The organism is Martelella alba (assembly GCF_005217455.1).
Lineage (GTDB): Bacteria > Pseudomonadota > Gammaproteobacteria > Enterobacterales > Enterobacteriaceae > Acerihabitans.
The window spans coordinates 127,949-153,011 of the sequence record NZ_SZPQ01000016.1 but is presented as its reverse complement, the minus strand read 5'-3'; the positions used below and the strand labels follow the sequence as shown (position 1 = coordinate 153,011).

The following is a 25,063-nucleotide window of genomic DNA, read 5'->3' as shown; positions in this document are numbered from 1 at the left end:
GCCCGTCAGGACGGACGTCGGCCCCTCGACACGCTCCTGTACAAGAAACGCAATGTTGTAGAGCGTTGCTTTGCGATATTCAAAGAAAATTGACGTATTGCTACACGCTCGGAAAAAACAGCGAGAAACTATCTGAGTATGCTAAAACCGGGAGCGATCAGGTTATTTTTGAAGCGATTGTTAAGTTAAGGGATACATCCTAGGATATGCATATGCTAAGCATCTGCATATGCTACACCTATACAGAGGCAAGTTAGTGGCCTATACTTAGCTTATGCCAAGAGGCACTCTTTCAGTGTAGAGGTACAAGAGTATGAGAACCGTCTCCGTGTTTAAAAACGGCAACAACCGGGCTATCCGTTTGCCTCGCGATCTGGACTTTGAGGGCGTCAACGAACTGGAAATCGTTCGCGATGGCGATACGCTCATCCTCCGACCGGTGAAACCCACCTGGGGCACTTTTTTGCAGGAGGACAATGCCGACGCCGACTTTTTGGTCGAACGCGAGGACGTGGTCAGCGATGAGGGGAGAGTTGGCTTTTGAGTAAAACGTACATGCTGGACACTAATATCTGCTCGTTTATTATGCGCGAACAGCCGATGGCGGTGATCGACCGTCTTGAGCACACGGTGCTGCGCCGTCAACGGATCGTAGTGTCGGCCATCACTTATGCCGAGATGCGTTTTAGGGCGGTCGGTAAAAAGGCCTCCCCGCGTCACGCGCTGCTGGTAGAGGCGTTCTGCGCCCGGCTTGATGCCGTGCTAGCCTGGGATCGGGCCGCGGTAGACGCAACCACCGACATCAAGCTCGCGCTGGCGGCCACCGGTACGCTGATCGGTAATAACGACATGGCCATTGCCGGCCATGCCATTGCGGCCGGCGCCATCCTGGTGACGAACAATACGCGGGAGTTTGCGCGGGTGCCAGGTCTGGCACTGGAAGACTGGGTTAAATAGGTGTCAACAACTCACGGCAGAACCCGGAAAGGAAGACATGAGTAGGTGGTAGTCTTAATACTGCTTTTTAGACTAATGGGTTCGCCTGGATGGTTGGACTTGAGCCAAGGAACAGGGCGAAAAGCAGCCCAGAAAACAATGGAATGGCCGAGAGCTTCGTGAAAATGATGAAGCTCGACTATATCAGTTTCATGCCTAAACCCGACGGGTTAACGGCAGTAAAGAACCTTGCGAAGTTCTTCGAGCACTATAACGAATGGCATCAGCACAGTGCACTGGGATACCGCTTGCCTCTGGAATATCTGAGGTGATGAACCAGTTACGGGTTAAGTGATAAAAGGTGTATGGAAATAAAGGGGCCAACTCAGTCAGTAAAAAAATAACGCCAACGCTTGCATTAGGTCGGTGTCCATATAGCTATTTAGCCGTGAGTTCGGTAGTTCAGCTAACCGACAAGGTTAGCATCATTTCTCTCTGAAAATTTTTATTCATTCGATATAGCGGCGAATCGCTTTAAGCGTAGCGCTACCATGAAAATATCACTTTAAAAAAAGGTATAAATCACTTATAATATAAGAGAAAATAGGAAGAATAGAACACTATATTTCATATAAGGTATCGTTAAATGTCCTCTACTCAAGTGCCTGCCATCGATAAATTTTCACTAATATGTGATTTTTTGCTTGAAAAAGAAGGCGGGTCTTTTACCGACATTCAGAAGGGTACAGGACTCCCGAAAAGTAGTTTATCAAAGATATTAAGCAGCATGCAAACAAATAATTTTTTATATTGCCACGGCGATAAATATTTTCTTGGCCTAAAATTTTGTGATTACAGTAAATCAGCATTAGATTATTTTGATTTGCGGAAAATTGCAGCACCCATATTGACCAAGTTACGTGATGAAACAGGGTTAACATGCCATCTTGGCATTATGCGTGATCATACTCCTATTTATCTGATGAAATTAGAAAGTAGTGAATCTATTATCGTCAGAAGCTATGAGGGTAAAAAACTCTCTCTGCACAGCACGGGGTTGGGCAAGATATTAATGGCGTGGATGAGCCAAAGTGAGGTGGAAAACTTGATACCACCTGATAAGGTCTTGGAAAAGTTCACTGAGACGACAATTACCAATAGAGATGCGCTTTTCGCAGAATTGAACCACATTAGATGTCAGGGTTGGTGTGTCGATAACGAAGAGGATTGCCGAGGCGCAAAATGTATTGCCGCGCCGGTCTTTGATCTCAACCACCGCGTAATCGCCGCCATTAGCGCCTCCGGCGTGAATTTCCAGATCCCAGATGAGGCCTTTGAAGACTTGGCCCGAAAGCTGATTGCCACATCGGAAAGCATCACCAGGTCTTTATAAAACATTTACTACCATCGGGCATGAAGAGACAGGTGCACTGTGTCTCATATGTTACTGTTTCTCATACTGGGTACCCAGTGCATCGGCTGCTAAAATTGCCTCATACACTTCATTGGCATCAAACCGTTTCGGCATATTATGCGATGACTCATTCTCCTGACATGCTTTCTCGGCCACGTTTCTCCATGCGAACGGCTCGATCTCCGCGGCACCAAGCGAGGCGAATGTCATGGGTAATCGGGCTTTTTTCATGAGGCTTATAACGGTTAAAAGCTCTTCTTTAGGACCATGCTCTAAAATCAGTTGCACAAGGAGTCCAAAGGCAACTTTTTCACCGTGCTGGCGTTTGTGTAAGAGCTCAATAACTGACATACCATTGCATATGGCGTGTGCCATCGCGACACCACAGGATTCAGCGCCGATACCACTCAGGTAAATCAGCGCATCGACCATTTCTTCAAATGCCGGTGTGATGATATGCAGCTCGATTGAGAGCATAGCCTCATCAATATTTTTTTTAATCACGTCATAACAGATCGTGGAAACGTGATAGGCGACAGTGCATTGCCGGTATCCGGATTGATTGATAGCATCAATGTCATGGCATGCTCTGGCTTCAAAGTAGGTTGCTAATGCATCGCCGATACCTGCGGAAAAAAATCGCATAGGCGCGTTGGCTATGATGCCAAGATCGACCAGCACCATATCTGGATTTTTCGGTAGATAATGCAATCGTTCAAACTCGCCAGTTTCTTTATACAGCACGGATAAGGCGATACAGGGCGCATCGGTGGATGCAATCGTAGGACAAATGACGATGGGCAAGTGCAGGGAAAAAGCGACCATTTTAGCGGTATCGAGTGTTTTGCCGCCACCTATCCCAATGACCATATCATAGCTTTTGTCTTTAGCCACGGCGGTTAAGCGGTCTATTTCTTGATACGAACACTCCCCTGAAAACGCAGTCAGGTCAAAATTGGCATAATTACTGATTTTTGTGAAAATGGCACTAATATTATTGAAGATAAAACTGTCGCAGATCACAAAGGCGGAATCACCTAAATAGCTAACATGCTTATTTATATCCGCAAGGACATTTCTGCCGCCGATGTATTTACCAGGCGACATAATAGAGCGTGGTTTTACATTTGTCATGATAAATCTCCGTGATATATAGTTAAAGTCGCATCATAAACTGAGAGATTGAGCGGTTTTTTGCGATTTGATAAATATCATTGCTCCCGCCAATGAGCCGAGTAAAGGACCAATAATAGGAACGAAGATATAAGGTAGAAAAAATCCCCCAGTGAGGACGGTAGTGCCATAACCTAATAAATAAAGAAAAACTTTAGGTAAGAGATCTCTTGCGGGATTCATTGCGTATGCCGTGAGCGGGCCAAATGAAGAGCCAATCAGAAAAATAACAAATCCAATGAGAGCGGGTTTAAGTAATGTATGGATGTTTTGATTATAGTTTATTTTATTGGCACAAAAGAAAAGCAATCCAGTAATAAAGAATTCTACCAAAAAGGCATTAAAATAACCCACCCCTGGATAGGGGTAGGTGGAGAAAATCCTTGCTACACGCATTCCCTGTAATGTACTGCTGGTGAGAAAATCAAAGGCGTGTATTGGCGTGCCTATATAATTTTTTATGAGATTACGATAAGCCAGGTAGATAATTAACGCTGAAATGCCACCACCAACAAACTGCCAAGTAATATAGGGGATAACTTTCTCTTTTTTAAAACCCATAAATAAATAAGAGGCAATGGTAAAAGCTGGATTAAAGTGACAGTCTGATGATGAGGAACATAAATAAATGGCAATAGCGACGGCAGACCCCCAACAGAACGCCATTTCGCTTTGACCAAAATGGCCATTGGTGAGTACATTGGCTGCAACACATCCGGTACCAATCAATGTAAAAAAAAAGGTTCCAAACATTTCGAAGAGATATTCCTTGCTCATGATCATAATCTTACCTTTGCTTACTTATCTTCTGTATTGCATATCGAATGCCAGCATATCAAGGTCATAATTCATCTGTTGCATTATATATTGTAAAGGGTGAATCAGAACGCACTGCTTTTACAAGTGCGTTTATTCTTGCGACTTCGTTATTACCTGAAGAATGCAATACCGGTAAATATATTGTTACGCATGATGTTTTTCGGATATCAATACTAAAAATTTCCCCCCAAAATTATTTATCAGTAAAGCTATAATAACAATTGTTGCACCCACGATCTGTTTTCCTGTGACCGTTTCCCCGAGGATAAAATAAGAACTGATCATTCCAATAATCGGTACTACTAATGTGAGTGGCGCAACTTTGGAAGACTCATATCTACTCATCAAATTGCTCCATAGTACAAAGCCGACGATAGAAGCAATAAACGACAAATAAACAATAGAAAATATCGTTGAGCCGTTAATATTTTTAAGGCTAAAAATAATATTGTCAGTGCCTTCGAAGATAAAAGAACATAAAAAGAAAGGAATGATAGGCACCAATGCCCCCCACACGACCAGCGACAATCCATTTACCTTGGCCCCGTCTTTCATGATTAATTTATTGGTAATGTTACCGATACCCCAGCAGAGCGCTGCCCCTAATGTTAATAGCATGGTTGTGAGGTTTAATCCGTGCGTATCAATATTTTTGACACCTGTGCCTACGACATACATGCCAATGACGGCCACGATCATTCCGATAGTATTAAACCATTTTATTTTCTCACCAAGAGATTTACCCAGCAGAATTGTGAAAAATGCTTGCGCCTGCACAACCAGCGACGCAATCCCGGATGGCATGCCAAGTTTGATGGCAAGGAACAAAAGGGCAAATTGACCAAAACTGATTGACATACCATAAAGAATCAATAATTTTAGATCAACTTTGGGTGGTTTTACAAACAACACTAAAGGGAACGAAATCAATACAAACCTGATACCGGCAAGTAGAAAAGGCGGCATCCCAGTTACACCGACCTTTATCACAACGAAATTAAGTCCCCATACAAGAATGACACATAATGCTAATATTGTGTCTTTAGTAGACATTGTATACCTCTACAAAGATAAAAAATAAATGAAAGGATGTAGATGTACTACATCCTTGATGACTTTATGAGAGCAACCCTAGCTTTCTGATTTTTTGAAAACTATCTGATGTATTTCCTTCAGGATGGTATTCAAGGCTTATCCAGCCTTGATATCCCAGATTATCTAATAGTCCGAAGAACTTCTCGAAGTCAACGGCCCCGGTACCTATCTGGTGTCTGCCGGGGACATCTGCGATCTGAATATGGTCAATGCGGTCAATGTGGCTTTTGAGGACTGCGTATGGATCTTCTCCGGCTCGAATAGAGTGGTATAGATCGTATTGAACAAATATATTGTCTGTTTGCATAGAATCAAAAAATTTCACAGCTTGCGCCACATTGGAGATTAATGCATGCGGCACATCGTTGTGATTGATGGGTTCCACGACGAGTTTTATACCAATACCTTTCAATGACTCAGCCGCCATTTCGAAATTTTCTTTCAAAGTACTCCAGGAAGCAGCATTATCTTCACTTGGGCCAGAAGGACAGTTGATTCTTGGCGGTTGCAATAGTCTACCGTATTTAACGGCCTGTTCAATGGCGCCGCGAAATTCTTCTTTACGTGCTGGCTGCGCGGCGAAACCGCGATCGCCCGCATCCCAATCACCTAGCGGCATATTGAATAGTACCAATTCCTGCTGATTCTTCTGGATGAGAGAATTTATCTTCTCTGCGTCTAGTCCATAGGGAAAGAAAAATTCGACTGCTTTGAATCCATCTTCCGCGGCTTTATTGAAACGATCAAAAAAGTCATATTCTTCATATAGCATGGTGAGATTGGCAGCTAAGCGAATCATATTGATTTCCTTTTATTGATTAAAATAAAGTATTACCGAATTTTTCCGTAATGAATTTTTTCGATAGTTTTAGCGTTTCGATACCGGATGCCAGTGATGCCGGCGTTTCACTACGGACAGGCGTTGCATCATGCAATCTGTGCATACGCAGTGGGATCTCAAAGTTGCAAGGAATATCATTTTTAATGGCATGATTGATTAAGTGGGAATAATCTAAAATACCGCTACCGATTTCTTTAAAAAAATAATTATCTTTTGCTAAAATAACATCCTTTATATGGCAGTGGAGAGCAAAAGGAAAAAATCTTTTTGCCTCGTCCATGTATTGAACACCCGGCCGCATAGACACAATGTTGCCTGGATCAAGATTAATTGCAACCGCCTTACTATGGGCACTCTCCAGAATATCCATCGCATCTTCCGCTGTGGCAACAAGATCAAAATTTTTATCACCGCCATTTTCAATACAAATAATGCAGCCATTATCTTCTGCGATGGGTGCCAGCGTATGAAGATTTTTTAGAATGCGCTCTCTGTTTTCTTTATTACCAACACAGGCATTGAGATATTTGGCGCCGATGGCATGCGCGAATTGAATTCGCATCGTAAATTCGGCTACGGCATTTTCCTTGGCCAAATTCATAGTGCAACCAAAAGCATGTGTTTCTAACGCATGTTTTCCAAGTAACTCTATGACATGTCTTGCATTTTTTTCACTGAAAAGGTCAGGGGTCAAGTTGCCGACGTATCCTTCGTTATAGGCCAGCTCGATAACATTGATCCCTGCACTTTTTATCGCAGAGAAAGTTTCATCCAAACTGTACCCATCAAAAATCGCCGTGTTGGTGCCTATTCTCATCACTCTCTCCTTTTGCTTAGTTCCTTATAAGGAACTAAGTTTCAGTAATTATTTATCATGCATACTACTCCGCATAGATGTTCAGGATCAACCCCAAAGAGGTATTTAAAAAAATCACCAATTTAATTAGTTGAATTTTATGATTTTTTCATGATATATGAGCGTATGTCGGGAGCCATATTGATGGACGCCAGTTATTCAATCGACAGGATGATCCTCCATGGCAGCAGTTCATCGCTCAGTCGGCAACGACGCCAAGTACATCGTGATGGCAGCTTTTCGGATCAATACCGTTTAGCCGACAACTTATGATATGACTGTGTAACAGCGTGCCTCGTTTATCCTCGTGCTCGGAACTGAAGCGTCGGGATTTTTTGCGTTCAGTTTATTCATATGTAAAACTTTTTCGGCTATATCACTATCGGCTTCTAGCCAGCCGTCTTCCGTTTAGTACGTCAGTACCGGTTTATCAGCAATGCAGCCGTTGGTCACAGCAGTGTGACCGACGTTAGATATTGCCGTTTACCCGTTTGTGAGGTCATTTTAAGCAGGATTTGACATAGATAGATTTTTATGCCTGGCACACAAAGTGTAAGGGCAGTGATGGCCGCTTGGGGGAGCGGGCGATTTCCTGCCGTAGCCGCTGACGGAAAAATTCATGTGGGGCGTAACTCCCTTTGATCTAATCGCCTGTCGCATCGATTTCAAATCCCTGCGCTATGACGGCAATCCCTGGACGCCATCCACCGAAAAAGGCTCGATAATCTTCCCCGGCAATATCGGCGTATTCAACTGGGGCCCGGTGGCCGTCGATCCGCAGCGCCAAATCCTCGTGGCCTCGCCGGTACGGCTGGCTTATCGCTATAATCTCATCAAACGCGGCGCCGATACCGAAATGAAGCGCCTGTTCACCAAGGACGGCCAGCCCTACTGGAATGAAAATTTTCTGGGGGATTACGCCATTCATATCCAGCAATTCGCTTCGTCCCTCGGCATCCCTTGCATCGCGCCGCCGTGGGGACGTTTAGTCGGCGTGGATTTGAAAACCGGTAAAACCGAACGGCTGCGTCGGGTCGGCACCATTAAGAATCTGGATACGGCCTTCCTGCCCCGCCGTTTCCCCATCGGCTTTCCCATGGGGATGGTGGCTCGCGGCGGACCGCTAATAACCGAGGGGAATCTGGTGTTCCATGGGGCGACCGCCTATGATTTCTTCCGCTCTTATGATAGCAGCTCCGGCCGTTTGCTGTGGCAGGCCGAACTGTCCGCCGGCGCGCAAGCCACACTCGCCACCTATATGGGTAGCGAAGGTAAGCAGTACGTGGTCATCGCCGCCAGCGGACATGGCTCGCTGGGCACCAAGGAAGGCGATACGGTAGTGGCGTTCCCTTCCCCGGTCATAATAGCGTGTCCCCAGGGATGGCGAACACGTATTTTCTCTCTCTCCTCTCCGTCCTTATCTCGAATTGCAACCTGACTACCCCGCAATAGTTCTTAGCAGGAAGGCGTGGATAATCATCATCTTCAGCCAGCAGATGGCTGAGGATCTTGTCTATACCAATACCAGCTAAAGTGCCTTTATCCGCCATATCAAGAAAAAAACGGCGCCTATCCACTATATTGTTCATTATTTTCTGTCTTTTGCGCCAACTTACTAATTAATGGTACTGTCCGCTTTCGGCTTTATATTATTCACTGTAGCCCTCTTGAACCCATATTTTTATGGCATATTTCTTCCACTCTCGCGCCAACTCGTCCAGCTCACGGCTGAATTTGAAATAACTGTCGCTGCCTTCATGCTGCGGCTTAGGCCGTGTCCCTTAATCGTCTGAGCTATAGTAACCGTCTGTCTCCACAATATACTGAACTATGGCTCGCTACGACCTTCCCGATGAAGCATGGAATATCATCCAGCCTTTACTGCCCGCTCAACCTGCAAGACCACGGGCAGGACGCCCATGGGCTGAGCATCGTATGATCATTAATGGCATGTTCTGGGTGCTGTGCCCTGGTGCCACATGGCGTGATTTACCTGAGCGATACGGCCCATGGAAAACCGTTTATAACCGCTTTAACCGATGGTCTAAGTCGGGAGTGATTAACATTATTTTCAACAGGTTACTTCCTTCTCTTGATGCTAATGGCCTCGTTGACTGGTCAGCTACTGTGCTGGATGGCAGCGATATCCGGGCTCTCAGGTGCGCCGCCGGCGCGCGCAAAAAAACATTCCGATATCGCCGGAGATAATGGGCTGGGTCGCTTTCGCGGTGGTTTTGGCACCAAAATCCATCTGGCGACGGATGCAGGCGGTCTCCCGTTAAATATCGTGCTGAGTCCCGGGCAGGCTCACGAAAGCCAGTTCGCATTAAGTCTTCTGGACGGAATGGGTATTCAGCGCCAGAACGCCAACATGAAGCGTCGTGGTTATGCGGTGCTGGCTGATAAAGCTTACTCAGGTCATGCTCTGCTTATGTAATTAAGGGACACAGCCTAGATGTTGCCTGGCGCCACAGTGTTCCCCGCGCCAGCGGGGATAAACCGGCATTTATATTCGCTAAGGAATAACTGGGGTACTGTTCCTCCACGTCGGCAGATATAAAATGACTACGGATAGGGTATTACTGGTGGCAGTGGCCTGTATGGCGCGTCTGGATGGGATAACGCCAGGTCCCAGGCATGATAGCGGGTACAGGCGGCACCTACCGCCTGATATTCGATGTTTCCGACTGTGGCAGTGTATAGCCGTGATCAAATCCCGGCACAGGCCATCCTCTAAATAGACTTGAAGGATGGCAGAAAACGCCTGGGCCGAAAATAAGGGCAAGGCTATTAATGCCCTGAATGCATATGGATCTATAAAAGATAAAAAGGTCGCCCGCTCGGACTGGGCGGGCAATGAAATGCAAATCGGTATTTGTGCAAGGCGGCTCTGTGGTCGCAATAGAACTTTAGCAATATTGGCGGCAGCATTATGCTGAAGATGTGCTTAGTGAACGTTCAAAAATGCAACAAAGCGTTACCTGGAGATCGTCGCATACCGCACGATTCCATTGACATGGCGACGGCCCCTAAACAGGCGTTCTGGGGCTCAGATAACGCTATGGCTGGGGCGAGCGTCGCCAACCAAGAGACAATTTGACGTATGTCGCGTTTAAACCCCCATGAGTTATTGTGCCGGCCTGAAGACACCGGGGACACCGGCCATCCTTGACCTGGGGAAAAGTGGAACGCGGCTTGGCGCCGGTCTCTCTATGCACCCGCCGCCGGACCGGGATCAGGCATGATGCCAATACGGTAATCGGCGACAAAACGCGGCCAGCCCGCGTGGTCGGACAAGTCGATATCTTCCACCAGTCTGATTTTAGAATCAGCCCGATCAAATAGCGCTAAGCTGGCGGCGGGGTAATTATTGCGCGACGGATAGAGAATACCGTCGTACAGGGGCCTATCCTTGTCATCCACCAAAGCATGTAATTGCCCGGAAACCCGTTGCGTATAGGTATAGCTCCGGCTGGTCAATTGTTCCAAATTCAAACCGAAATAGCTCGCCATGACGCCGGGCGCGGTGAGATCGGCCAGACTCAGCTCTTGCACCACCCCCACCGCGCGTACCAGCCGACTCTCGACCTCTTTTGCGGTAATGGCTCGCTGCTTGTCCTTGTCCCAAAGGTGTTTGTGAAACACCGATTCCATTAACGCGGTAGGCAAGTCGCGGCCCAGGTAAAGCACGCCGTAATTCTTTAACGGCGCATCATAGCGATTAGCGCCGTCACGTCCATAGTAAAGCGGCGTGCCGCGATAATCGACCCGGCTTACGTGCTGCAACATATCGCCTGCGGCGATATGCCAGGTGGGTAGTCCTATGCCCATTCCCTCTCCACATCAGTGTATTCCCAGCACATTAAAAACCGTTTTGCCCACCATATCAATGGTATCGCTTGTGACGGCATCCACCGGAGAGGCGCCCTTCAGCCCCTCCAGGGGCTCGGATAAGACGTGATAGAGCGTCCAGGCGTCCACGCCGACGGCGCCCTGAATGACCGTCTGGGTTAGTTGCCGTTTCACCGGATCAAGCTGCCAGTCCGGCAACTTGCGACCGCGCGGTCCCACATTCAAGGCCAACAGCCGCCCCGCATCGATATCCTTATAAATCTGCTGGCGCGATTTGTTCGCCAGCCGGGCGAATTCCGGCAACGGCAAATTATGCGGCTGACCGAAAGCCTCCAGCATGGCGGCCCGGCCCCGTTGAATGTCGGTATTGCCCGGCGTCCAGCGGGTACCTGCACGCAACGCGGCGGCTTTTTCGGTTAAAACCTGTTCTATGGATTTTTCCGCCGGCACCACTTCCAGGAAGGGGGGAAATGCAACGGCTTCTTCCAGCCGCTCCTGGACGAACGCTTGTAACTCGGCGGCGAACGCGCCGGCATCAATAATGTCGACGGTATCGGAGAAACGCCGCACGTCATCAGGCGTAACATGCGGCATATGATTGGCGAGAGCTCCCTGTGACTTGGGCATAAAGACCTCCTCAATAGGTGGGTACTGTGAGTAGCTTAGTCTCCCATGTCTACTTTGTCAATTATGACAACTGCCTCGTTCCATCCTACCCCTGCATTCACAGAACGCGCTCGCTCAATCAAACTGAAGGGCGCAACGGCCCTCGTCTCCTGTTCTCACCATCCTCCGCCTAATACCTTATACAGGGTAATGTCCTGATTCAGCGTGTCCAAACGGGTACTGATCAGGTCCTGCTGCGATTGATAATACGAACGCTGCGCCACCAGTACGTTCAGATAATCATCCACGCCGGCGTTATAACGCATCTGCGCCAGTGAAAAGTAACGCGCGTTGGCCGCATCATCCTGGGTGCGCGCCAGTAATTCGTCACGATAAGTGGTCTCGCCCGCCAGCGCGTCGGAAACTTCCTTAAACGCTTGCTGAATGGCTTTTTCGTAATTGGCGATTTCAATGCGCTTTGATACTTTGGCCACGTCCAGATTGGCCTTGTTCAACCCGCCGGTGAATATCGGGATGGAAATCGACGGAACAAACGACCAGGCGGCGGTACCGCCTTCGAAAAGATGACCGAGACTGTCGGACGTGGTGCCGCCCGCCGCCGTCAGGCTGATGCTGGGGAAAAATGCCGCCCGCGCCGCGCCGATATTGGCATTGGCGGCTTTCAGATCATGCTCCGCGGCGATGATGTCCGGCCGCCGGGTCAGTAAATCCGACGGCAGGCCGGGGCGCAGCGCCGGGAAAGCGGCGATACCGGCGAGCGTGGCGTTACCGGTAATGCCGGCGGGGATATCCGTGCCCAACAGGAGCCGCAGCGCGTCGATATCCTGTTTCACCTGCCGGGTGTATTTATCAACGTCGGCCTGGGCCGAACGAACGCTCATCTCCGCCTGGACCACGTCTTGCTCGTTTGCGGTGCCAACCTGATAGCGGTATTGGGTGAGTTTCCACGTGGCGTTCTGGCTTTCTTCGGTATTCTTCGCCAGCGTCAGTAAATCGCTATCGGCGCAAAGCGTCAAATAGCCCGTCGCCACCTCGGCGATAAGACTGATACGGGTGGCCTTTTCCGTGGCCGCCGTCGACAGGTAACTTTCCAGCGCCTTGTCCCGCAGGCTGCGTAACCGTCCGAACAAATCCACCTCCCAGGAAGTCACGCCCAGGTTCGCTTCATACTGCTGATAGGTGACTGGACCCGACGTTCGCGTACTGTACAAATTGCCGGGCAGGCGTTCGGCGGTTTTATCGGCATTGGCATCAATGGTCGGGAACAGCGCCGATCGTTCAATGCGGAACTGGGCCTGCGCCGTTTGTACGTTCAATGCCGCCACCTGATAATCGCGGTTATGTTCAAGGGCGAGACTTATCAAGGTTTGCAGCCGGCTATCCCGATAAAAATCACGCCATTTGACATTGGCGACCGACGCGCCTTGGGTAGGGTCTTGCCCCCAGGCATTCTTCACCGGCAAGGCGGGCCGCTCGTATTTGGGCTGCAGGGTGCAGCCGGCCAGACTCAGGACGGCAAGCAACGGGAAAACCCCGATAACGGTCTTATTCATGATCTTTTGTTCCTTCTACCGTAGCCGCGGCCTTGCGGCGGTTAAACAGACGTACCACCACGACGTAAAACAACGGAACATAAAAGATCGCCAGGAAGGTTGCCGACACCATACCGCCTACCACCGCCGTACCAATGGAGTGCTGGCTGCCCGCGCCGGCGCCGCGGGAAATCGTCAACGGCAGCACGCCGAGCACAAACGCCATAGAGGTCATGATGATGGGACGGATACGCAGCCTGGCCGCCTCAATGGCCGCATGGACAATGTCCTTATCCTGCTTCTCATGGATCTCTTTGGCAAACTCGACGATAAGAATGGCGTTTTTGGCGGCCAGCCCCACGGTGGTCAGCAGGCCCACCTGGAAGAACACGTCGTTTTCCAATCCACGCAGCAAAATGGCCAGAATGGTACCCAATATCCCCAGTGGCACCACCAGCAGTACCGAGAAGGGGATCGACCAGCTTTCATAAAGGGCGGCCAGACACAGGAATACCATCAACACGGAGAAAATATAAAGAGAGGTGGTCTGTGATCCGGCGAGCTGCTCCTCATAGGACAAACCGTGCCACTGGATTCTGTAGCCCTCGGGCAGTTTGGCGGCAATTTCCTTAACGGCTTTTACCGCGTCGCCGCTACTGTAGCCCGGTGCCGGCGACCCCATGATATTGACCGCCGCGACGCCATTGAAACGCTCGAAACGGGGAGAACCGTAAGTCCATTCTCCGGAACCGAACGCCGAGAACGGCACCATGGTTCCCGACGAATTACGCACATACCATTTATCCAGGTCTTCCGGCGAGAGCCGAGAGCCGGCATTGCCCTGGATATACACCCGTTTCACCCGGTCGTGATACATGAACTGATTGACATAGCTTGAGCCCCAGGCGGCGGAAAGCGTGTTGTTGATATCTTCAATGCTGACCCCCAGCGAGCGGGCCCGTTCATCATCAATAATCAGCTTATACTGCGGTTCGTCCGGCATGCCATTATGGCGCACCATGGTCAGCCGTTTGTCCCGTTTGGCCATGGACAGAAATTGATTCATGGCGGCCATCAGCGCATCGTGTCCCTGGTCTTTCATGTCCTGTAGATAGAAATCGAAACCGGTGGAATTACCCAATTCCATGACCGCCGGCGGGATCAGGGCCAGCGCGATCCCGTCCTTCATGGTGGCGAAATGCGCCATGGTGCGCTGCGCCAGTGCTTGCAGGCTTTGAGAATCTTTTTTTCGCAAATCCCAATCTTTCAGACGCACGAACGCCATACCCATGTTTGAGCCACGGCCGGCAAAACTGAACCCATTGGCGGCGAAGACGGAATCCACCACATCTTTTTCCTTCGTCATGAGATAGGTGGACATGTCGGTAAGCGCTCGCTGGGTACGTTCCGCCGAGGCATTGGGGGGCAGCGTCACCTGCATCATCATGACCGCCTGGTCTTCATCGGGAAGAAAGGTGGTCGGCACTCGGGTGAACAAATACCCCGTCACGACGACGATACCCAGATAGGCAATCATGAAAAAGGTGCGCTTGCTGAGTATGGTTTCCACGCTATTGGTATAATTCACAACGCCTTTATCGAAGACCCGATTGAACCAGCCGGAAAATCCCCGGGTTTTGCGGGCGGCGTTGGCAGGCTTGAGAAGCGTGGCGCAGAGGGCCGGAGTGAAAATCAGCGCCATAATAACCGACAACGCCATCGCCGACACAATAGTGATGGAGAACTGGCGGTAGATAATACCGGTGGAACCGCTGAAAAACGCCATGGGCAGCAAGACGGCGGAAAGCACCATGGCAATGCCGAACAAGGCGCCTTGCACCTGTTCCATGGATTTGATGGTGGCTTCCTTGGGGGCCAGTTTGTCGAAGTGCATGACGCGCTCGACGTTTTCCACCACCACGATGGCATCGTCCACCAACAGCCCGATGGCCAGCACCATGCCGAACATGGTCAAGGTATTGATGGAATACCCGAAAGCATAAAGGATGGCATAGGTGCCGAGCAGCACCACCGGCACCACCAGCGTGGTGATAATGGTGGCGCGCAGGTTTTGCAAAAACAGCAGCATCACCAGGAATACCAGCGCAATGGCTTCGAACAGGGTCTTCACCACCTCATGAATGGATGCGCTCACCACCGGCGATGTGTCGTAGGGGTAAACAATATGCACGCCCTTCGGCAAAGAGGATTTCACGCTGTCGAGCGTTGCATGCACGGCTTTGACCGTATCCAGCACATTGGCGCCGGTGGCCAGTCGCAATGCGATCCCGGCCGAAGGCCTGGTGCCATCGTAGGTGGAGGAAATACTGTAGCTTTCGGGGCCAAGGTCGACATTGGCGACATCTTTCAGCCTGACCTGGGAACCGTCGGAGTTGACTTTCAGCAAAATATTTCTGAATTGTTCAATACTATCAAACCGGGTTTTGCCGATGATGGTCGAACTGAATTGGGCGTTTTGCACAGTGGGCAGGCCGCCGAGTTTACCGGAGGATACCTGGACGTTTTGCTGCTCAATGGCTGACGAGACATCGCTGGGCATCAGGCCATATTTGTACAGCTTGGCGGGATCCATCCAGATGCGCATGGCGTACTCCGACCCCATCACCAGAAAGTCGCCCACCCCCTTGGTCCGGGAAATGGGGTCTTGCAGTTTTGAAACAAGGATATCACCCAAATCGCCGTCACTGAGTTTGTTGTCGTCGGAATACAGGCTGATGACCAACATAAAATTCTGTTGATATTTGACGACCTTGATACCCTGATCGACCACCTCATCGGGCAATTGCGACTCGGCCAGGGAAACTTTGTTTTGCACCTGCACCTGGGCGATATCAGGATTGGTGCCCTGATCGAACGTCGCGATAATCGTGGCGCTGCCGTCGCTGTTGCTCTGGGATTCCAGATAACGCAGATTATCTATGCCGCTCAATTGCTGTTCGATAACCTGTACCACGGTTTTTTGCGTCGTGTCCGCGTTGGCGCCCGGGTAGGTTACGGAAACGGAAATGGCCGGCGGGGCAATGTTGGGGTATTGATTAATCGGTAGATTCTTGATGGCCAACGTCCCGGCAATCATCACAACGATAGCGATCACCCAGGCGAAAATGGGCCTTTCAATGAAAAATTTCGACATCGTTCTCTCGCTATTACTGTGCTGAAGGGTCAGTCATGGAAAGGGCTAAGTGGGATTTTTCGGTGGACGCGGAGGCGCGCTCAAGCGGTGTAACCGTAATCCCCGGCGCGATGCGCTGGATGCCCGCGGTCACGACCCTGTCACCCACATTGAGTCCGTCGGTCACCAGCCAGCTGTTGTTGATCATCTCGCCGGTGTGGACATAACGCTGAGCCACTTTGTTATCCGCATTGACGACATAAACATAGGGGCGGCCCTTGGTATCGTGACCCACTGATTCCTGGGGCACCATAATCCCTTGCTCCTGAACGCCTTGCGCGAGGACGGCATGTACGAACATGCCCGGCAGCAATATCCGCTCTGGATTGGGGAAGGTCGCCCGCAAGGTAACCGATCCGGTATTTTCATCCACCCGAACTTCGGAAAACTCCAGGCGGCCCTCCACCGGATAGGTCGACCCATCCTCAAGAATCAATCGCACGGCGGCTTGATGGTTGTTGATGGCTTTCAGTTTGCCCTGCGCGATCAATTGCCTCAGCCGCAACAAATTACGGGACGATTCGCTGATATCCACATACATCGGATCCAGTTGCGTGATGGTGGTCAGATAGGTGGACTGGCCATTGGTCACCAGCGCGCCTTCGGTGACCAGAGAGCGGTCGATACGGCCGCTAATGGGCGCCTTGACCTTGGTGTAATCGAGATTGATCTGCGCGGTTTCCAAATCGGCTTTGGCCTCGGCGGCGCTGGAAATGGCATCGTCATACTGTTGTTCGCTGACGGCATGGGCCGCCACCAAGGAGGTATACCGCTTTGCGAGCGCGTTGGCGCTCAGTAATGTCGCTTTGGCCTTATCGTAGGCGGCTTGATAGGTTGCCGGATCGATCTGGTAGAGCTGTTGGCCCGCCTTGACTTCCGAACCTTCCTTAAATAGCCGCTTTAATATAATTCCGTCGACCTGTGGGCGGACCTCCGCCGTCCGGACCGAGGTCGTCCGTCCCGGCAACGTTGTGGACAGCGTCACGGGTTCGGTTTTCAGAGTGACGACATCCACTTGCGGCGGCGGATTGCCCGCTCCCGACAATTTGGCGGAATTATCGCACGCCGTAAGCATCAATGACGCGATAACCAAAGAAATAACTTTAATACGCATACACTCTCCCTGCATCATCTCATCAGTATATTCATCAGCGAAACGCCGTTAGATTTTTCAGAAAAAAACATAGATAACAGATAGCTATTACTTTTCAGGGTATTGATTGACGGCGGTTTTTCATTCTCCATAGAAAAACGCCGAGAGCGATTTTTTAATTTTGACTCGCTCCGGCTTATCATAAAAAAAGCCGACCTTTTTCGTCACGGTCGGCAAAACCTCATGCTCTCGGACGAATGCTGAGAATGCAAGGTTACAGAGAGGAACAGGGTTATTTGATATCTTTCCAATTTGATATTTTTTCTTTCCAGATATAGCTATAACGCTGTACCAAATCCTTAGCGGTTTTTGGTATTCTTAGCGTCAGTTTATAGAAGTCGTCTGAGCGAAAATCCATCAATCCTTCAGCGATACTCGCCTCGTTGGTGACCATATCATTTCCACACCAAGGCACTGGAGAGCGGGAATAATCGCCATCAGTGGTCCGTGGGATACCGATGGAATCCAGATAGGCAAAAAAAGCCTCTTTATCCACTGGACAATATTGCAAGGGGATCCCGGAGGCTTCGCTGATCAACTGACAAATTTCCCGCTGGGAAATGGCCTGTTTGCCGGTGATATTATAAGCGGTATTCTTTTGCCCGGCCCCCAGCAACAATACGGTGGCGGCCAATGCGCTATCGTCTTTAGAGATAAAAGTACCTTTCCCTTCACCCGCCGTGGTATACCATTTGTTGCCGGAAAGCAAAGCCAGCATGACTGAGGTGGTCAGGTAATTCTCCATATACAAATTGTTTCGCATGACATTGTATTCAATCCCTGAATCCGCGGCGATGTGCTGCAGGTATTCCTCGGTCGCCGTATGATCGGGCGTCACATAGACATGGGCATAACGCGGGTCCGTGGCGCCCAGAAACGAGGTATAAGTGATATGTTTCAGTCCCGCCTTGACTGCGGCGTTGATGACGTTGCGGTGTTGCTGAACGCGTTTTTCACCAATTAATACCCCGGAGACGATAAAAATCCGGTCGGCGCCTTTAAACACTTTCCACATTTGTTCCGGTTTGTCATAATCGGCGGTGCAAATCTCGATACCGAGCCTGTTCCATTTGGCGACGGTTTCCGCCGGCAGCCTTTTAGGATCGGGGCAAGTAAAAATTAAATTCCTTGGGTTGACGTTGCTCAGCATGTTTTCGGCTACCCGCCCTCCCAACTGACCGTCGCAACCGGTAATGACATATTTCATGCTACACCTCGGAATAAATTTCTATCTGGCATGGATGTTAGCTCTTTTTGTCTAATATGTTTAATCGAAATGATTTATACGTGATTAGTGATTTTTATAAGGGTGACAGGATGAATATTATTCAATTGCGTTGTTTTGTGATCCTTAGCGAAACACTGAGCTTTTCTCATACCGCGGAAATCCTCAATCTGACGCAGCCAGCGGTGACACATCAAATCAAGAAGCTAGAAAGTGAGCTTAATTTCCCTCTGTTCAATCGGAACAAATACCGTGTGGAATTAACGCCCGCTGGGAAGGTGTTTTACCCTGACGCCAAAGATGTGTTAACCCGCCTTCAGATGGCGATCGATAAAGCATCCGCCATGGATAATCAGGTGACGGATGTGATCAATATCGGCTATGAGGGACATGACCTGGAGAAATTGAATCTTCCCATGATGATCAACGCATACAGGGAAAACCATCCTTCCACCATGTTCATGGTATTCAAAGCCGATCATATCGCCAGGAAACAGGCGCTTTTAACGCGGAAATATGATGTTATTTTAACGGTTAGGGATAATATTGAAAACACTGATAACGTCATCTTCAAGGAAATCATGTCCGCCGGATTGGATTGCGTTGTCGGGGAAAATCATCCTTTAAGTCAGAAAAGTATCATCAGGCTAGAGGATATCCATGGCGAAAACATTATTCTTTGCGACCCATTGCAATGCCCGAAAGAGCTTAATATCGGCCAGGAAAAATTGAAGGAATCTCTGCCTGGCTGTCGGTTCATCTATTCTGATTCGGAGTTCTCCGCGGCCATCATGATGAAGTGCGCCATGGGCATTGCGATAATGCCGACCTTTTGCCGACAACTGAGCGAAGGACTGGTACATATCCCCTTTATCATCGATAAAAATATCGCCTATGGTGTCGCTTACCTCAAGGATTGCCATAACAGCGATGTGCCGATATTCGCCCGAATGATAAAAGATCTATTCATTAAAACCATCAGATAACCCTAGCCACCAAAGCGTGGCGATGACGCCCGAGCCTGTTGGCGCAAAATGGGATGAAGGCGGTCGGCAAGGACAGGTTGCAATATTCAATGGGGTGAGCCGGATAACGGGGTCAATCGGCGGCAATGGCCGGGATCCGTCTGCTGGCGCCGCATTTTCCGGGACTCAGCAACATGATCTTAGGGGTATTCTGCGGCGGCGTTAGCGTCTGGCACGCGGGGGGCATCCTCTTAACTTCCGACAAGTAACACATCACATTGCCGCTCTGCCGGCGCCGGTTGATCATCCCCATTGCAGCGCTATCCTTACGCCTAGGGCATCGCATCCAGGTCACAATACGCTGAGACGGGGCGCCGAGGATTATCTCTATGTCAGGGGTAAAAGGAGGCAACGGTCTTTCGCCCAGGACCTGCCGTGGCCGATTAACGTTCGCCTTTGCCATGGCGACATTTACCTGCCGGTGGCTTGAGACGACGCCACGGATATTGGTTATTATCACATTTCATTAAATTCTTTTATCATATATTTATTCCTTTTAATAATATTGCCAAGTTATAGGGGGCGGGCCAGAGATTGAGAATTTTCTTAAAAAATTGTGAGGAGAGTTGCATCGCGGAATAGTTGTCTATTCTATATGTTAAAGACAAAGGCGCCTTAAAACAGCAGGCTAGATCGCTGGGTCATTTATATTGGAGCAGATCGTACCTCTATACCCTTAATACTTTGAGATGCATCGCGGGAGGTCGCGAACACCGTTAACGAAGCGGCGACGTGAAGTATGACCAGTGGACTTATCATACCCCTCGTTGTCTCATGGTTGGCGACGTTTGAGCACTCAGACCACGACCTTGTTCCCGCCCCTGAAGGAGAAAGGGCGTGAGGCAGTCTCGGGCCGAAAATGCCTCGTATTCGTTTTGGCGAATATGTGATTGTCTGGCCACTGCGATGCCATTCGGGTTAATTAGGTCGGGTATTTGACGTAGGTAAAATGCATCTTTATTCATGAGTGTGAGGCGTTGTCCAGGATATTTCGCAGCTGATCCCGGCGGCGGGTGGATAAATGGTCAGAATGTCATCGTTTTTATAACAAGAGGGCTGTATACAACCGAGCATGAAGTGGATCGAAATATTACAGGCAGATAAGACTAGCGTAATAATTATTTTATATAAGAGGAAAAATTAATATAACAGCTGATAAATATAACTTCTTGGCCGCAGAGTGTGAGGGTTTTCATTCCGTTGAGGTACTGTCGCAACTCAAAGATAAGGGAAGTATATGCCAATGAGTGATAATCTTAGAAATGCTGCCGCAGAATTGATAGCTGTGTTAAAAATGTCCGGCTACCGGCTCTCTACCGCCGAATCCTGCACGGGCGGAATGGTCAGTATGGCGCTGTGTTCCGTTGAAAATAGCGGCGAATATTATAACAGCGGGTTCATCACGTTCAGCGATATCGCTAAAAACCGGATACTGGGTGTTCCGCTCAAGCTATTATCCGCGTATACGGCGGTGAGCGATCCGGTGGTCCGGGAAATGGCCAAAGGCGCCAAACGATTGCCCGACGAGGATATCGGACTGGCCATTAGCGGCTATGCCGGACCCGGCGGCGGCGCCGATGGCACGCCCGCCGGTACGGTCTGGTTCGCGTGGTGTCTTGCCGATGACTCAATACACACCTCCGTGCGCCATTTCGAGGGGGACTACGAACAGGTTATTCAGCAGGCCACCCTATTCGCCTTGAAACATCTCACCGCGCTATTGTTGCCGGGGGGATAATCGCGCGGTATGGCCGGTTATGCCTTAAGGCCGCCTTGCAACGCCTTAGCCATGATCGGCCGTCTTTCCATGAGCGTTCGTATTTTGCGGGTGTCCTCGGCGGTGACCGGGTTGAAAATCACCATACTCAGATCAGGGCGGCCATCAACGGCAAACGCTGAATACTCCAGAGCGATAATGCCCAGTTCAGGATGGCGCAGGTGCTTTACGCCTTCGCCGTGGGTGCGTACATCGTTATCACGCCATAGCGCCGCGAATTCAGGACTGCGACGGCACAGTTCGTTCACCAGGGCTTCGGTATTTTTGGCGGCGCCGGCCCGCATGACATCCACCCGAAAGGCGGCCACGGCAAAGCGGGCCACCGATTCCCAATCAAGTTGCGCGGCCCGTGCGGCGGGTTCGTAGAATATCCGGCGCAGGATATTCATCTGGCCGGGCTGAAGGGCATTGTAGTCAAAGACCGCAGCGGCGGCGGGGTTCCAAGCCGTCAGATCCCAGGTACAGGTTCTGATAATGGCCGGACTGTATGCCAATGTATCAAGGATCCGCTGTAAGCGAGGCGAGATACCCTCGCTTTCTTGATAGTGAGCCTCGGGCGGGCGGCCCAAGGCCAATAGAAAAAGGTGCTCGCGTTCGACGTGGCTGAGCATCAGAGCGCGAGCGATACGATCGAGCGCGCCGGCCGATGGCGCGCCGCCCCGGCCTTGTTCCAGCCAGGTATACCAGGTGGTGCTGACATTGGCGCGCTGGGCCACTTCTTCACGCCGCAATCCTGACGTTCGCCGGCGCGACGGAGGATAGCCGAGCGCCACGGGATCGAGCCGGGTGCGACGATCCTTTAAATAGGCGCCGAGTAAATTGTCTTTGGTCTCCGATAAAGCCATATCCCCCCGATCCTTATCCCTCGCATCTAGCCATTCTCTAACGCGACTCTATACTCCAAATACTTCGAGTATACTCGTCATACTTGACGAGTATAGGAGGTATAGATGATCAATGGCGTTCGCATTGCAACCGGCTTGCAGTGGGTGTTGAATTTTGGACTGCTTTGCCTGGGGATAATCCTGGTGGTATTTCTGGGGATGGAAACCGTACATTTGGGCGGCGTGCTGCTGGAAAACGGGGCGACGGCGTCGTCCTACTTATTGATTGAGGGTATCGTCAATTATTTTCTTTACTTTGAATTTCTGGCGCTGATCATGAAGTATTTTCAGTCGGGCTATCATTTTCCACTGCGCTATTTTGTCTATATTGGTATTACCGCTATCATCCGTCTCATCATCGTTGATCATAAAAATGCTTTGGATACGCTGCTGTACTCTACGGCGATATTAATACTGGTGCTGACGCTGTGGCTGGCCAACAGCGACCGCCTCAAACGTGAATAAAGGGCAAGGAGCCGGCCCTGCGCCGTACTGGCGCGATCATGGCCGCTCGGTCATGGGACGGGGCGCGGATGCGTTTTTCCCGTGAACAATTCAATCTCTACGGGCCATATACCATGTTGCCGCTTTGTCGGCGGCATTCGCTCCTCCCGCGGTGTACCTCGGGGTATTGTGCAGCTATAACGTTTTCTTATGGATGCGCTTTTTCTGTAAAGAACGGACCCCGCCTGGCCGATATCAGTCAGGAAATAACTTGCAGGTGACGTTATATGCTCAGATCCATTCGTGCTCGTCTTTTGACCGCGACAACAGGCTTTTTACTGTTCATCCTTGTCCTTAATTCCCTCATTAATTACCGAGTGGCGCGATTTAACCATCGGCAGGCGGATGCCGACATCCTGCAAACCACCAGCCATAGCCATGTCGTAGCCATTACCGATTGGATTAAAAGCAAAATGGGCGTGATCGACTCGTTGCAAGATGTTGCCTTAAGCGCTGATCCGGTGCCCGTTTTTCGCCAAATGGCCGCCGCGGGCGGTTTTACCAACGTCTATGTCGGCTATGCCGATAAAACCGCCCGGTTTTCCGATCCCGCCGGTGTCCCGGCGGATTACGACCCCACGGTCCGTCCGTGGTACCGGCAGGCGGCGGCGGAAGATCGCCCGGTGGTGACCGCGCCCTATGTCGACGCCGGCACCGGCAAACTGGTGGTGACCTTTGCTGTTCCCGTCAAGCGGGACGGGCAATTGCGGGCAGTGGTGGCCGGTGATGTGGCGATGGATAATGTCATTGTCAATGTGCGCAGTATCCAGCCCACGCCCAACAGCAGCGGGATGCTGGTTAATCGCGACGGCGCCTTGATCGCCGCCCGCGATCCGGCGTTGACCTTGCAGCCGTTCGCCAACGCCGTCGCTGGCATGGGGTTTCAGGGACTGATTAGCGCGCGCGGCACCACCGAAGGCCAGATGAACGGACGCGATGTGCAGTTGCTGGCGACGCCGGTCGCCGGTACACACTGGTATCTGGTAGTGGCGCTGGATATCGCCGACACAACCGCGGGGCTGCAGGCGCTGCTCAAAACCACCTTGCTAACGCTTATCATCTTGTTAATCGTCTCGGGTTTTGCCATGTACTTGCTGGTGGCCTTTTTGCTTAAGCGCCTGAGCGCCGTGCGCGATACTTTGCGCGCCATTAGCGCGGGCTCCAATGATCTGACCCGGCGTCTGCCGGTGGATGGGCGCGACGAGGTCACCGATATCGCCCGCGCATTCAATATGTTCAGCGATAAGCTCTCTATGTTGTTGATACGGTTGCGCGACACGGGACTGTCGTTAAAAACGGCCGCCGATGGCATCGCCTCGGGCAATGAGGACCTTTCCGGCCGGACCGAAGAACAGGCCGGTTCCCTGGCGCAAACTGCCGCCACGCTGGAGCAATTGGAAGCCACCATCGGCCATACGGCGGAAAATACCGGCCAGGTTCACCAATTGGTCTCCCGAACGGATGCGCTGGTGAAGCAAAACGGCGACCTGATGAAGGCGGTCACCGTCCGTATGCAAGAAATTCACCAATCGTCGATGAAAATGTCCGAAATTATCGGGGTGATCGACGGTATTGCTTTTCAGACCAATATCCTGGCGCTGAATGCGGCGGTGGAAGCCGCTCGGGCCGGCGCCCAGGGCCGGGGATTTTCGGTGGTCGCCAACGAAGTCAGAATGCTGGCGCAACGTAGCGCCACGGCAGCCAGGGAAATCAAGGCGCTGATCGATAACTCCGTCGGCCAGATTGGGCAAGGCCGCGATTTGGTGGAAAGGGCCGATGTCGCAATGGGGGAAATGGTCGGCAATGTCGCCGATATGACGCAGGTCATGGGGGAGATCGCCTGCGCCAGCCGAGAGCAGAGCGACGGGATCCACCAAATCAATGCGGCGGTCGGCCAATTGGACGGCGCGACCCAGCGTAATGCCATGCTGGTACAACAATCCGCGACGGCGGCCCAGTCACTGCAAACGCAGGCACAGGTACTGACGGAACTGGTCGGTGTGTTCAAATTGATAGAACAGGACCGGACGGCATTGCCTGAATCCGGCACGGGCATCATGCCGGATGTGCCGAGCCTTGTGGAATCATAAACACCCGGCGGAACATCCTTTCGCCGAGGCTTGATTATGCGCCTGGGGGGATGAGAAACAGCGCTTC

General features: G+C 50.7%; 21 protein-coding genes and 3 pseudogenes. 12 read left to right on the top strand and 12 right to left on the bottom strand.

Annotated features, from left to right (window positions below; genetic code table 11):
* The 5 genes and pseudogenes from FCN80_RS26800 to FCN80_RS12315 all read left to right on the top strand — a co-directional run.
* Nucleotides 1-189 (top strand): annotated as a pseudogene (locus FCN80_RS26800) (IS5/IS1182 family transposase); the annotation flags it as partial.
* 124 nt (nt 190-313) lie between these two features.
* Nucleotides 314-544, top strand: coding sequence for a type II toxin-antitoxin system VapB family antitoxin (gene vapB, locus FCN80_RS12330; protein WP_136990455.1), 231 nt, complete (start codon nt 314-316; stop codon nt 542-544).
* Complete coding sequence (locus FCN80_RS12325) at nt 541-957, top strand: PIN domain-containing protein (protein ID WP_136990454.1); 417 nt, start codon at nt 541-543, stop codon at nt 955-957. Before vapB ends, FCN80_RS12325 begins: the two co-directional genes overlap by 4 nt.
* Nucleotides 958-1,028: 71 nt before the next feature.
* Nucleotides 1,029-1,340 (top strand): annotated as a pseudogene (locus tag FCN80_RS12320) (integrase core domain-containing protein); the annotation flags it as partial.
* A 242-nt stretch (nt 1,341-1,582) separates the two neighbouring features.
* Complete coding sequence (locus tag FCN80_RS12315) at nt 1,583-2,329, top strand: IclR family transcriptional regulator (RefSeq protein WP_136990453.1); 747 nt, start codon at nt 1,583-1,585, stop codon at nt 2,327-2,329.
* A 51-nt stretch (nt 2,330-2,380) separates the two neighbouring features.
* Here FCN80_RS12315 and FCN80_RS12310 read toward each other — a convergent pair whose 3' ends face one another.
* The 5 genes from FCN80_RS12310 to FCN80_RS12290 all read right to left on the bottom strand — a co-directional run bounded on the left by FCN80_RS12310 (nt 2,381) and on the right by FCN80_RS12290 (nt 7,095).
* Nucleotides 2,381-3,484 (bottom strand): glycerol dehydrogenase, encoded by a 1,104-nt coding sequence (locus FCN80_RS12310; RefSeq protein ID WP_136990452.1) that lies wholly within the window; start codon nt 3,482-3,484, stop codon nt 2,381-2,383.
* Nucleotides 3,485-3,517: 33 nt separating this feature from the next.
* The gene (locus FCN80_RS12305) at nt 3,518-4,306 is read right to left on the bottom strand and encodes an MIP/aquaporin family protein (RefSeq protein WP_136990451.1); all 789 of its coding nucleotides are present in this window, start codon (nt 4,304-4,306) and stop codon (nt 3,518-3,520) included.
* A gap of 180 nt (nt 4,307-4,486) precedes the next feature.
* On the bottom strand, nt 4,487-5,395 hold the full coding sequence (locus tag FCN80_RS12300) for an EamA family transporter (protein WP_136990450.1): 909 nt from the start codon (nt 5,393-5,395) through the stop codon (nt 4,487-4,489).
* A gap of 64 nt (nt 5,396-5,459) precedes the next feature.
* A complete protein-coding gene (locus FCN80_RS12295) occupies nt 5,460-6,236 on the bottom strand; it encodes a hydroxypyruvate isomerase family protein (RefSeq protein WP_136990449.1) in 777 nt (258 codons plus the stop codon).
* Nucleotides 6,237-6,255: 19 nt separating this feature from the next.
* The gene (locus tag FCN80_RS12290) at nt 6,256-7,095 is read right to left on the bottom strand and encodes a sugar phosphate isomerase/epimerase family protein (protein WP_136990448.1); all 840 of its coding nucleotides are present in this window, start codon (nt 7,093-7,095) and stop codon (nt 6,256-6,258) included.
* 643 nt (nt 7,096-7,738) lie between these two features.
* On the opposite strand from FCN80_RS12290, the gene FCN80_RS12285 reads away from it, so the two are divergent.
* The 3 genes and pseudogenes from FCN80_RS12285 to FCN80_RS12275 all read left to right on the top strand — a co-directional run bounded on the left by FCN80_RS12285 (nt 7,739) and on the right by FCN80_RS12275 (nt 10,073).
* Entirely contained in the window at nt 7,739-8,572 is an 834-nt protein-coding gene (locus tag FCN80_RS12285) for a PQQ-binding-like beta-propeller repeat protein (RefSeq protein ID WP_445081506.1), read from the top strand.
* Nucleotides 8,573-8,964: 392 nt separating this feature from the next.
* Nucleotides 8,965-9,562: pseudogene (locus FCN80_RS12280) on the top strand (IS5 family transposase); the annotation flags it as partial.
* Nucleotides 9,563-9,884: 322 nt separating this feature from the next.
* Nucleotides 9,885-10,073, top strand: a complete 189-nt coding sequence (locus tag FCN80_RS12275) for a hypothetical protein (RefSeq protein WP_136990447.1) — start codon at nt 9,885-9,887, stop codon at nt 10,071-10,073.
* 271 nt (nt 10,074-10,344) lie between these two features.
* Here the strand turns inward: FCN80_RS12275 and FCN80_RS12270 are convergent, their stop codons facing one another.
* From FCN80_RS12270 to FCN80_RS12245, 6 genes are all read right to left on the bottom strand, one after another.
* On the bottom strand, nt 10,345-10,965 hold the full coding sequence (locus FCN80_RS12270) for an RES family NAD+ phosphorylase (RefSeq protein WP_136990446.1): 621 nt from the start codon (nt 10,963-10,965) through the stop codon (nt 10,345-10,347).
* A gap of 12 nt (nt 10,966-10,977) precedes the next feature.
* Nucleotides 10,978-11,613 carry an integrase gene (locus tag FCN80_RS12265; protein ID WP_136990445.1) on the bottom strand — a complete coding sequence of 212 codons (636 nt, stop codon included), beginning with the start codon at nt 11,611-11,613 and terminating at the stop codon, nt 10,978-10,980.
* Between the two features lie 155 nt (nt 11,614-11,768).
* The gene (locus FCN80_RS12260) at nt 11,769-13,166 is read right to left on the bottom strand and encodes an efflux transporter outer membrane subunit (protein ID WP_136990444.1); all 1,398 of its coding nucleotides are present in this window, start codon (nt 13,164-13,166) and stop codon (nt 11,769-11,771) included.
* Nucleotides 13,159-16,299: an efflux RND transporter permease subunit gene (locus FCN80_RS12255; RefSeq protein WP_136990443.1), complete on the bottom strand. Its 3,141-nt coding sequence runs from the start codon at nt 16,297-16,299 to the stop codon at nt 13,159-13,161. Before FCN80_RS12255 ends, FCN80_RS12260 begins: the two co-directional genes overlap by 8 nt.
* A gap of 13 nt (nt 16,300-16,312) precedes the next feature.
* Nucleotides 16,313-17,452 carry an efflux RND transporter periplasmic adaptor subunit gene (locus tag FCN80_RS12250; protein WP_136990442.1) on the bottom strand — a complete coding sequence of 380 codons (1,140 nt, stop codon included), beginning with the start codon at nt 17,450-17,452 and terminating at the stop codon, nt 16,313-16,315.
* A gap of 271 nt (nt 17,453-17,723) precedes the next feature.
* A complete protein-coding gene (locus tag FCN80_RS12245) occupies nt 17,724-18,698 on the bottom strand; it encodes an NmrA family NAD(P)-binding protein (RefSeq protein WP_136990441.1) in 975 nt (324 codons plus the stop codon).
* A 56-nt stretch (nt 18,699-18,754) separates the two neighbouring features.
* On the opposite strand from FCN80_RS12245, the gene FCN80_RS12240 reads away from it, so the two are divergent.
* Complete coding sequence (locus FCN80_RS12240) at nt 18,755-19,702, top strand: LysR family transcriptional regulator (protein ID WP_230492641.1); 948 nt, start codon at nt 18,755-18,757, stop codon at nt 19,700-19,702.
* Between the two features lie 1,282 nt (nt 19,703-20,984).
* Nucleotides 20,985-21,479: a CinA family protein gene (locus FCN80_RS12235; RefSeq protein WP_136990439.1), complete on the top strand. Its 495-nt coding sequence runs from the start codon at nt 20,985-20,987 to the stop codon at nt 21,477-21,479.
* A gap of 17 nt (nt 21,480-21,496) precedes the next feature.
* Here FCN80_RS12235 and FCN80_RS12230 read toward each other — a convergent pair whose 3' ends face one another.
* The gene (locus FCN80_RS12230; RefSeq protein ID WP_136990438.1) at nt 21,497-22,363 is read right to left on the bottom strand and encodes a helix-turn-helix transcriptional regulator; all 867 of its coding nucleotides are present in this window, start codon (nt 22,361-22,363) and stop codon (nt 21,497-21,499) included.
* A gap of 105 nt (nt 22,364-22,468) precedes the next feature.
* On the opposite strand from FCN80_RS12230, the gene psiE reads away from it, so the two are divergent.
* Entirely contained in the window at nt 22,469-22,867 is a 399-nt protein-coding gene (gene psiE / locus FCN80_RS12225) for a phosphate-starvation-inducible protein PsiE (protein ID WP_136990437.1), read from the top strand.
* 266 nt (nt 22,868-23,133) lie between these two features.
* Entirely contained in the window at nt 23,134-24,996 is a 1,863-nt protein-coding gene (locus tag FCN80_RS12220; protein WP_136990436.1) for a methyl-accepting chemotaxis protein, read from the top strand.
* Nucleotides 24,997-25,063: the final 67 nt, after the last annotated feature.

What these genes read in the sequence shown, in the direction of transcription:
- FCN80_RS12235 (WP_136990439.1), top strand. Translation starts at nt 20,985, where the DNA reads ATGAGTGATAATCTTAGAAATGCTGCCGCAGAATTGATAGCTGTGTTA.
- FCN80_RS12260 (WP_136990444.1), bottom strand. Translation starts at nt 13,166, where the DNA reads ATGAATAAGACCGTTATCGGGGTTTTCCCGTTGCTTGCCGTCCTGAGT.
- vapB (WP_136990455.1), top strand. Translation starts at nt 314, where the DNA reads ATGAGAACCGTCTCCGTGTTTAAAAACGGCAACAACCGGGCTATCCGT.
- FCN80_RS12245 (WP_136990441.1), bottom strand. Translation starts at nt 18,698, where the DNA reads ATGAAATATGTCATTACCGGTTGCGACGGTCAGTTGGGAGGGCGGGTA.
- FCN80_RS12255 (WP_136990443.1), bottom strand. Translation starts at nt 16,299, where the DNA reads ATGTCGAAATTTTTCATTGAAAGGCCCATTTTCGCCTGGGTGATCGCT.
- FCN80_RS12305 (WP_136990451.1), bottom strand. Translation starts at nt 4,306, where the DNA reads ATGATCATGAGCAAGGAATATCTCTTCGAAATGTTTGGAACCTTTTTT.
- FCN80_RS12250 (WP_136990442.1), bottom strand. Translation starts at nt 17,452, where the DNA reads ATGCGTATTAAAGTTATTTCTTTGGTTATCGCGTCATTGATGCTTACG.
- FCN80_RS12240 (WP_230492641.1), top strand. Translation starts at nt 18,755, where the DNA reads ATGTTTAATCGAAATGATTTATACGTGATTAGTGATTTTTATAAGGGT.
- FCN80_RS12265 (WP_136990445.1), bottom strand. Translation starts at nt 11,613, where the DNA reads ATGCCCAAGTCACAGGGAGCTCTCGCCAATCATATGCCGCATGTTACG.
- FCN80_RS12230 (WP_136990438.1), bottom strand. Translation starts at nt 22,363, where the DNA reads ATGGCTTTATCGGAGACCAAAGACAATTTACTCGGCGCCTATTTAAAG.
- FCN80_RS12310 (WP_136990452.1), bottom strand. Translation starts at nt 3,484, where the DNA reads ATGACAAATGTAAAACCACGCTCTATTATGTCGCCTGGTAAATACATC.
- psiE (WP_136990437.1), top strand. Translation starts at nt 22,469, where the DNA reads ATGATCAATGGCGTTCGCATTGCAACCGGCTTGCAGTGGGTGTTGAAT.
- FCN80_RS12270 (WP_136990446.1), bottom strand. Translation starts at nt 10,965, where the DNA reads ATGGGCATAGGACTACCCACCTGGCATATCGCCGCAGGCGATATGTTG.
- FCN80_RS12300 (WP_136990450.1), bottom strand. Translation starts at nt 5,395, where the DNA reads ATGTCTACTAAAGACACAATATTAGCATTATGTGTCATTCTTGTATGG.
- FCN80_RS12290 (WP_136990448.1), bottom strand. Translation starts at nt 7,095, where the DNA reads ATGAGAATAGGCACCAACACGGCGATTTTTGATGGGTACAGTTTGGAT.
- FCN80_RS12275 (WP_136990447.1), top strand. Translation starts at nt 9,885, where the DNA reads ATGGCAGAAAACGCCTGGGCCGAAAATAAGGGCAAGGCTATTAATGCC.
- FCN80_RS12220 (WP_136990436.1), top strand. Translation starts at nt 23,134, where the DNA reads ATGCTCAGATCCATTCGTGCTCGTCTTTTGACCGCGACAACAGGCTTT.
- FCN80_RS12295 (WP_136990449.1), bottom strand. Translation starts at nt 6,236, where the DNA reads ATGATTCGCTTAGCTGCCAATCTCACCATGCTATATGAAGAATATGAC.
- FCN80_RS12315 (WP_136990453.1), top strand. Translation starts at nt 1,583, where the DNA reads ATGTCCTCTACTCAAGTGCCTGCCATCGATAAATTTTCACTAATATGT.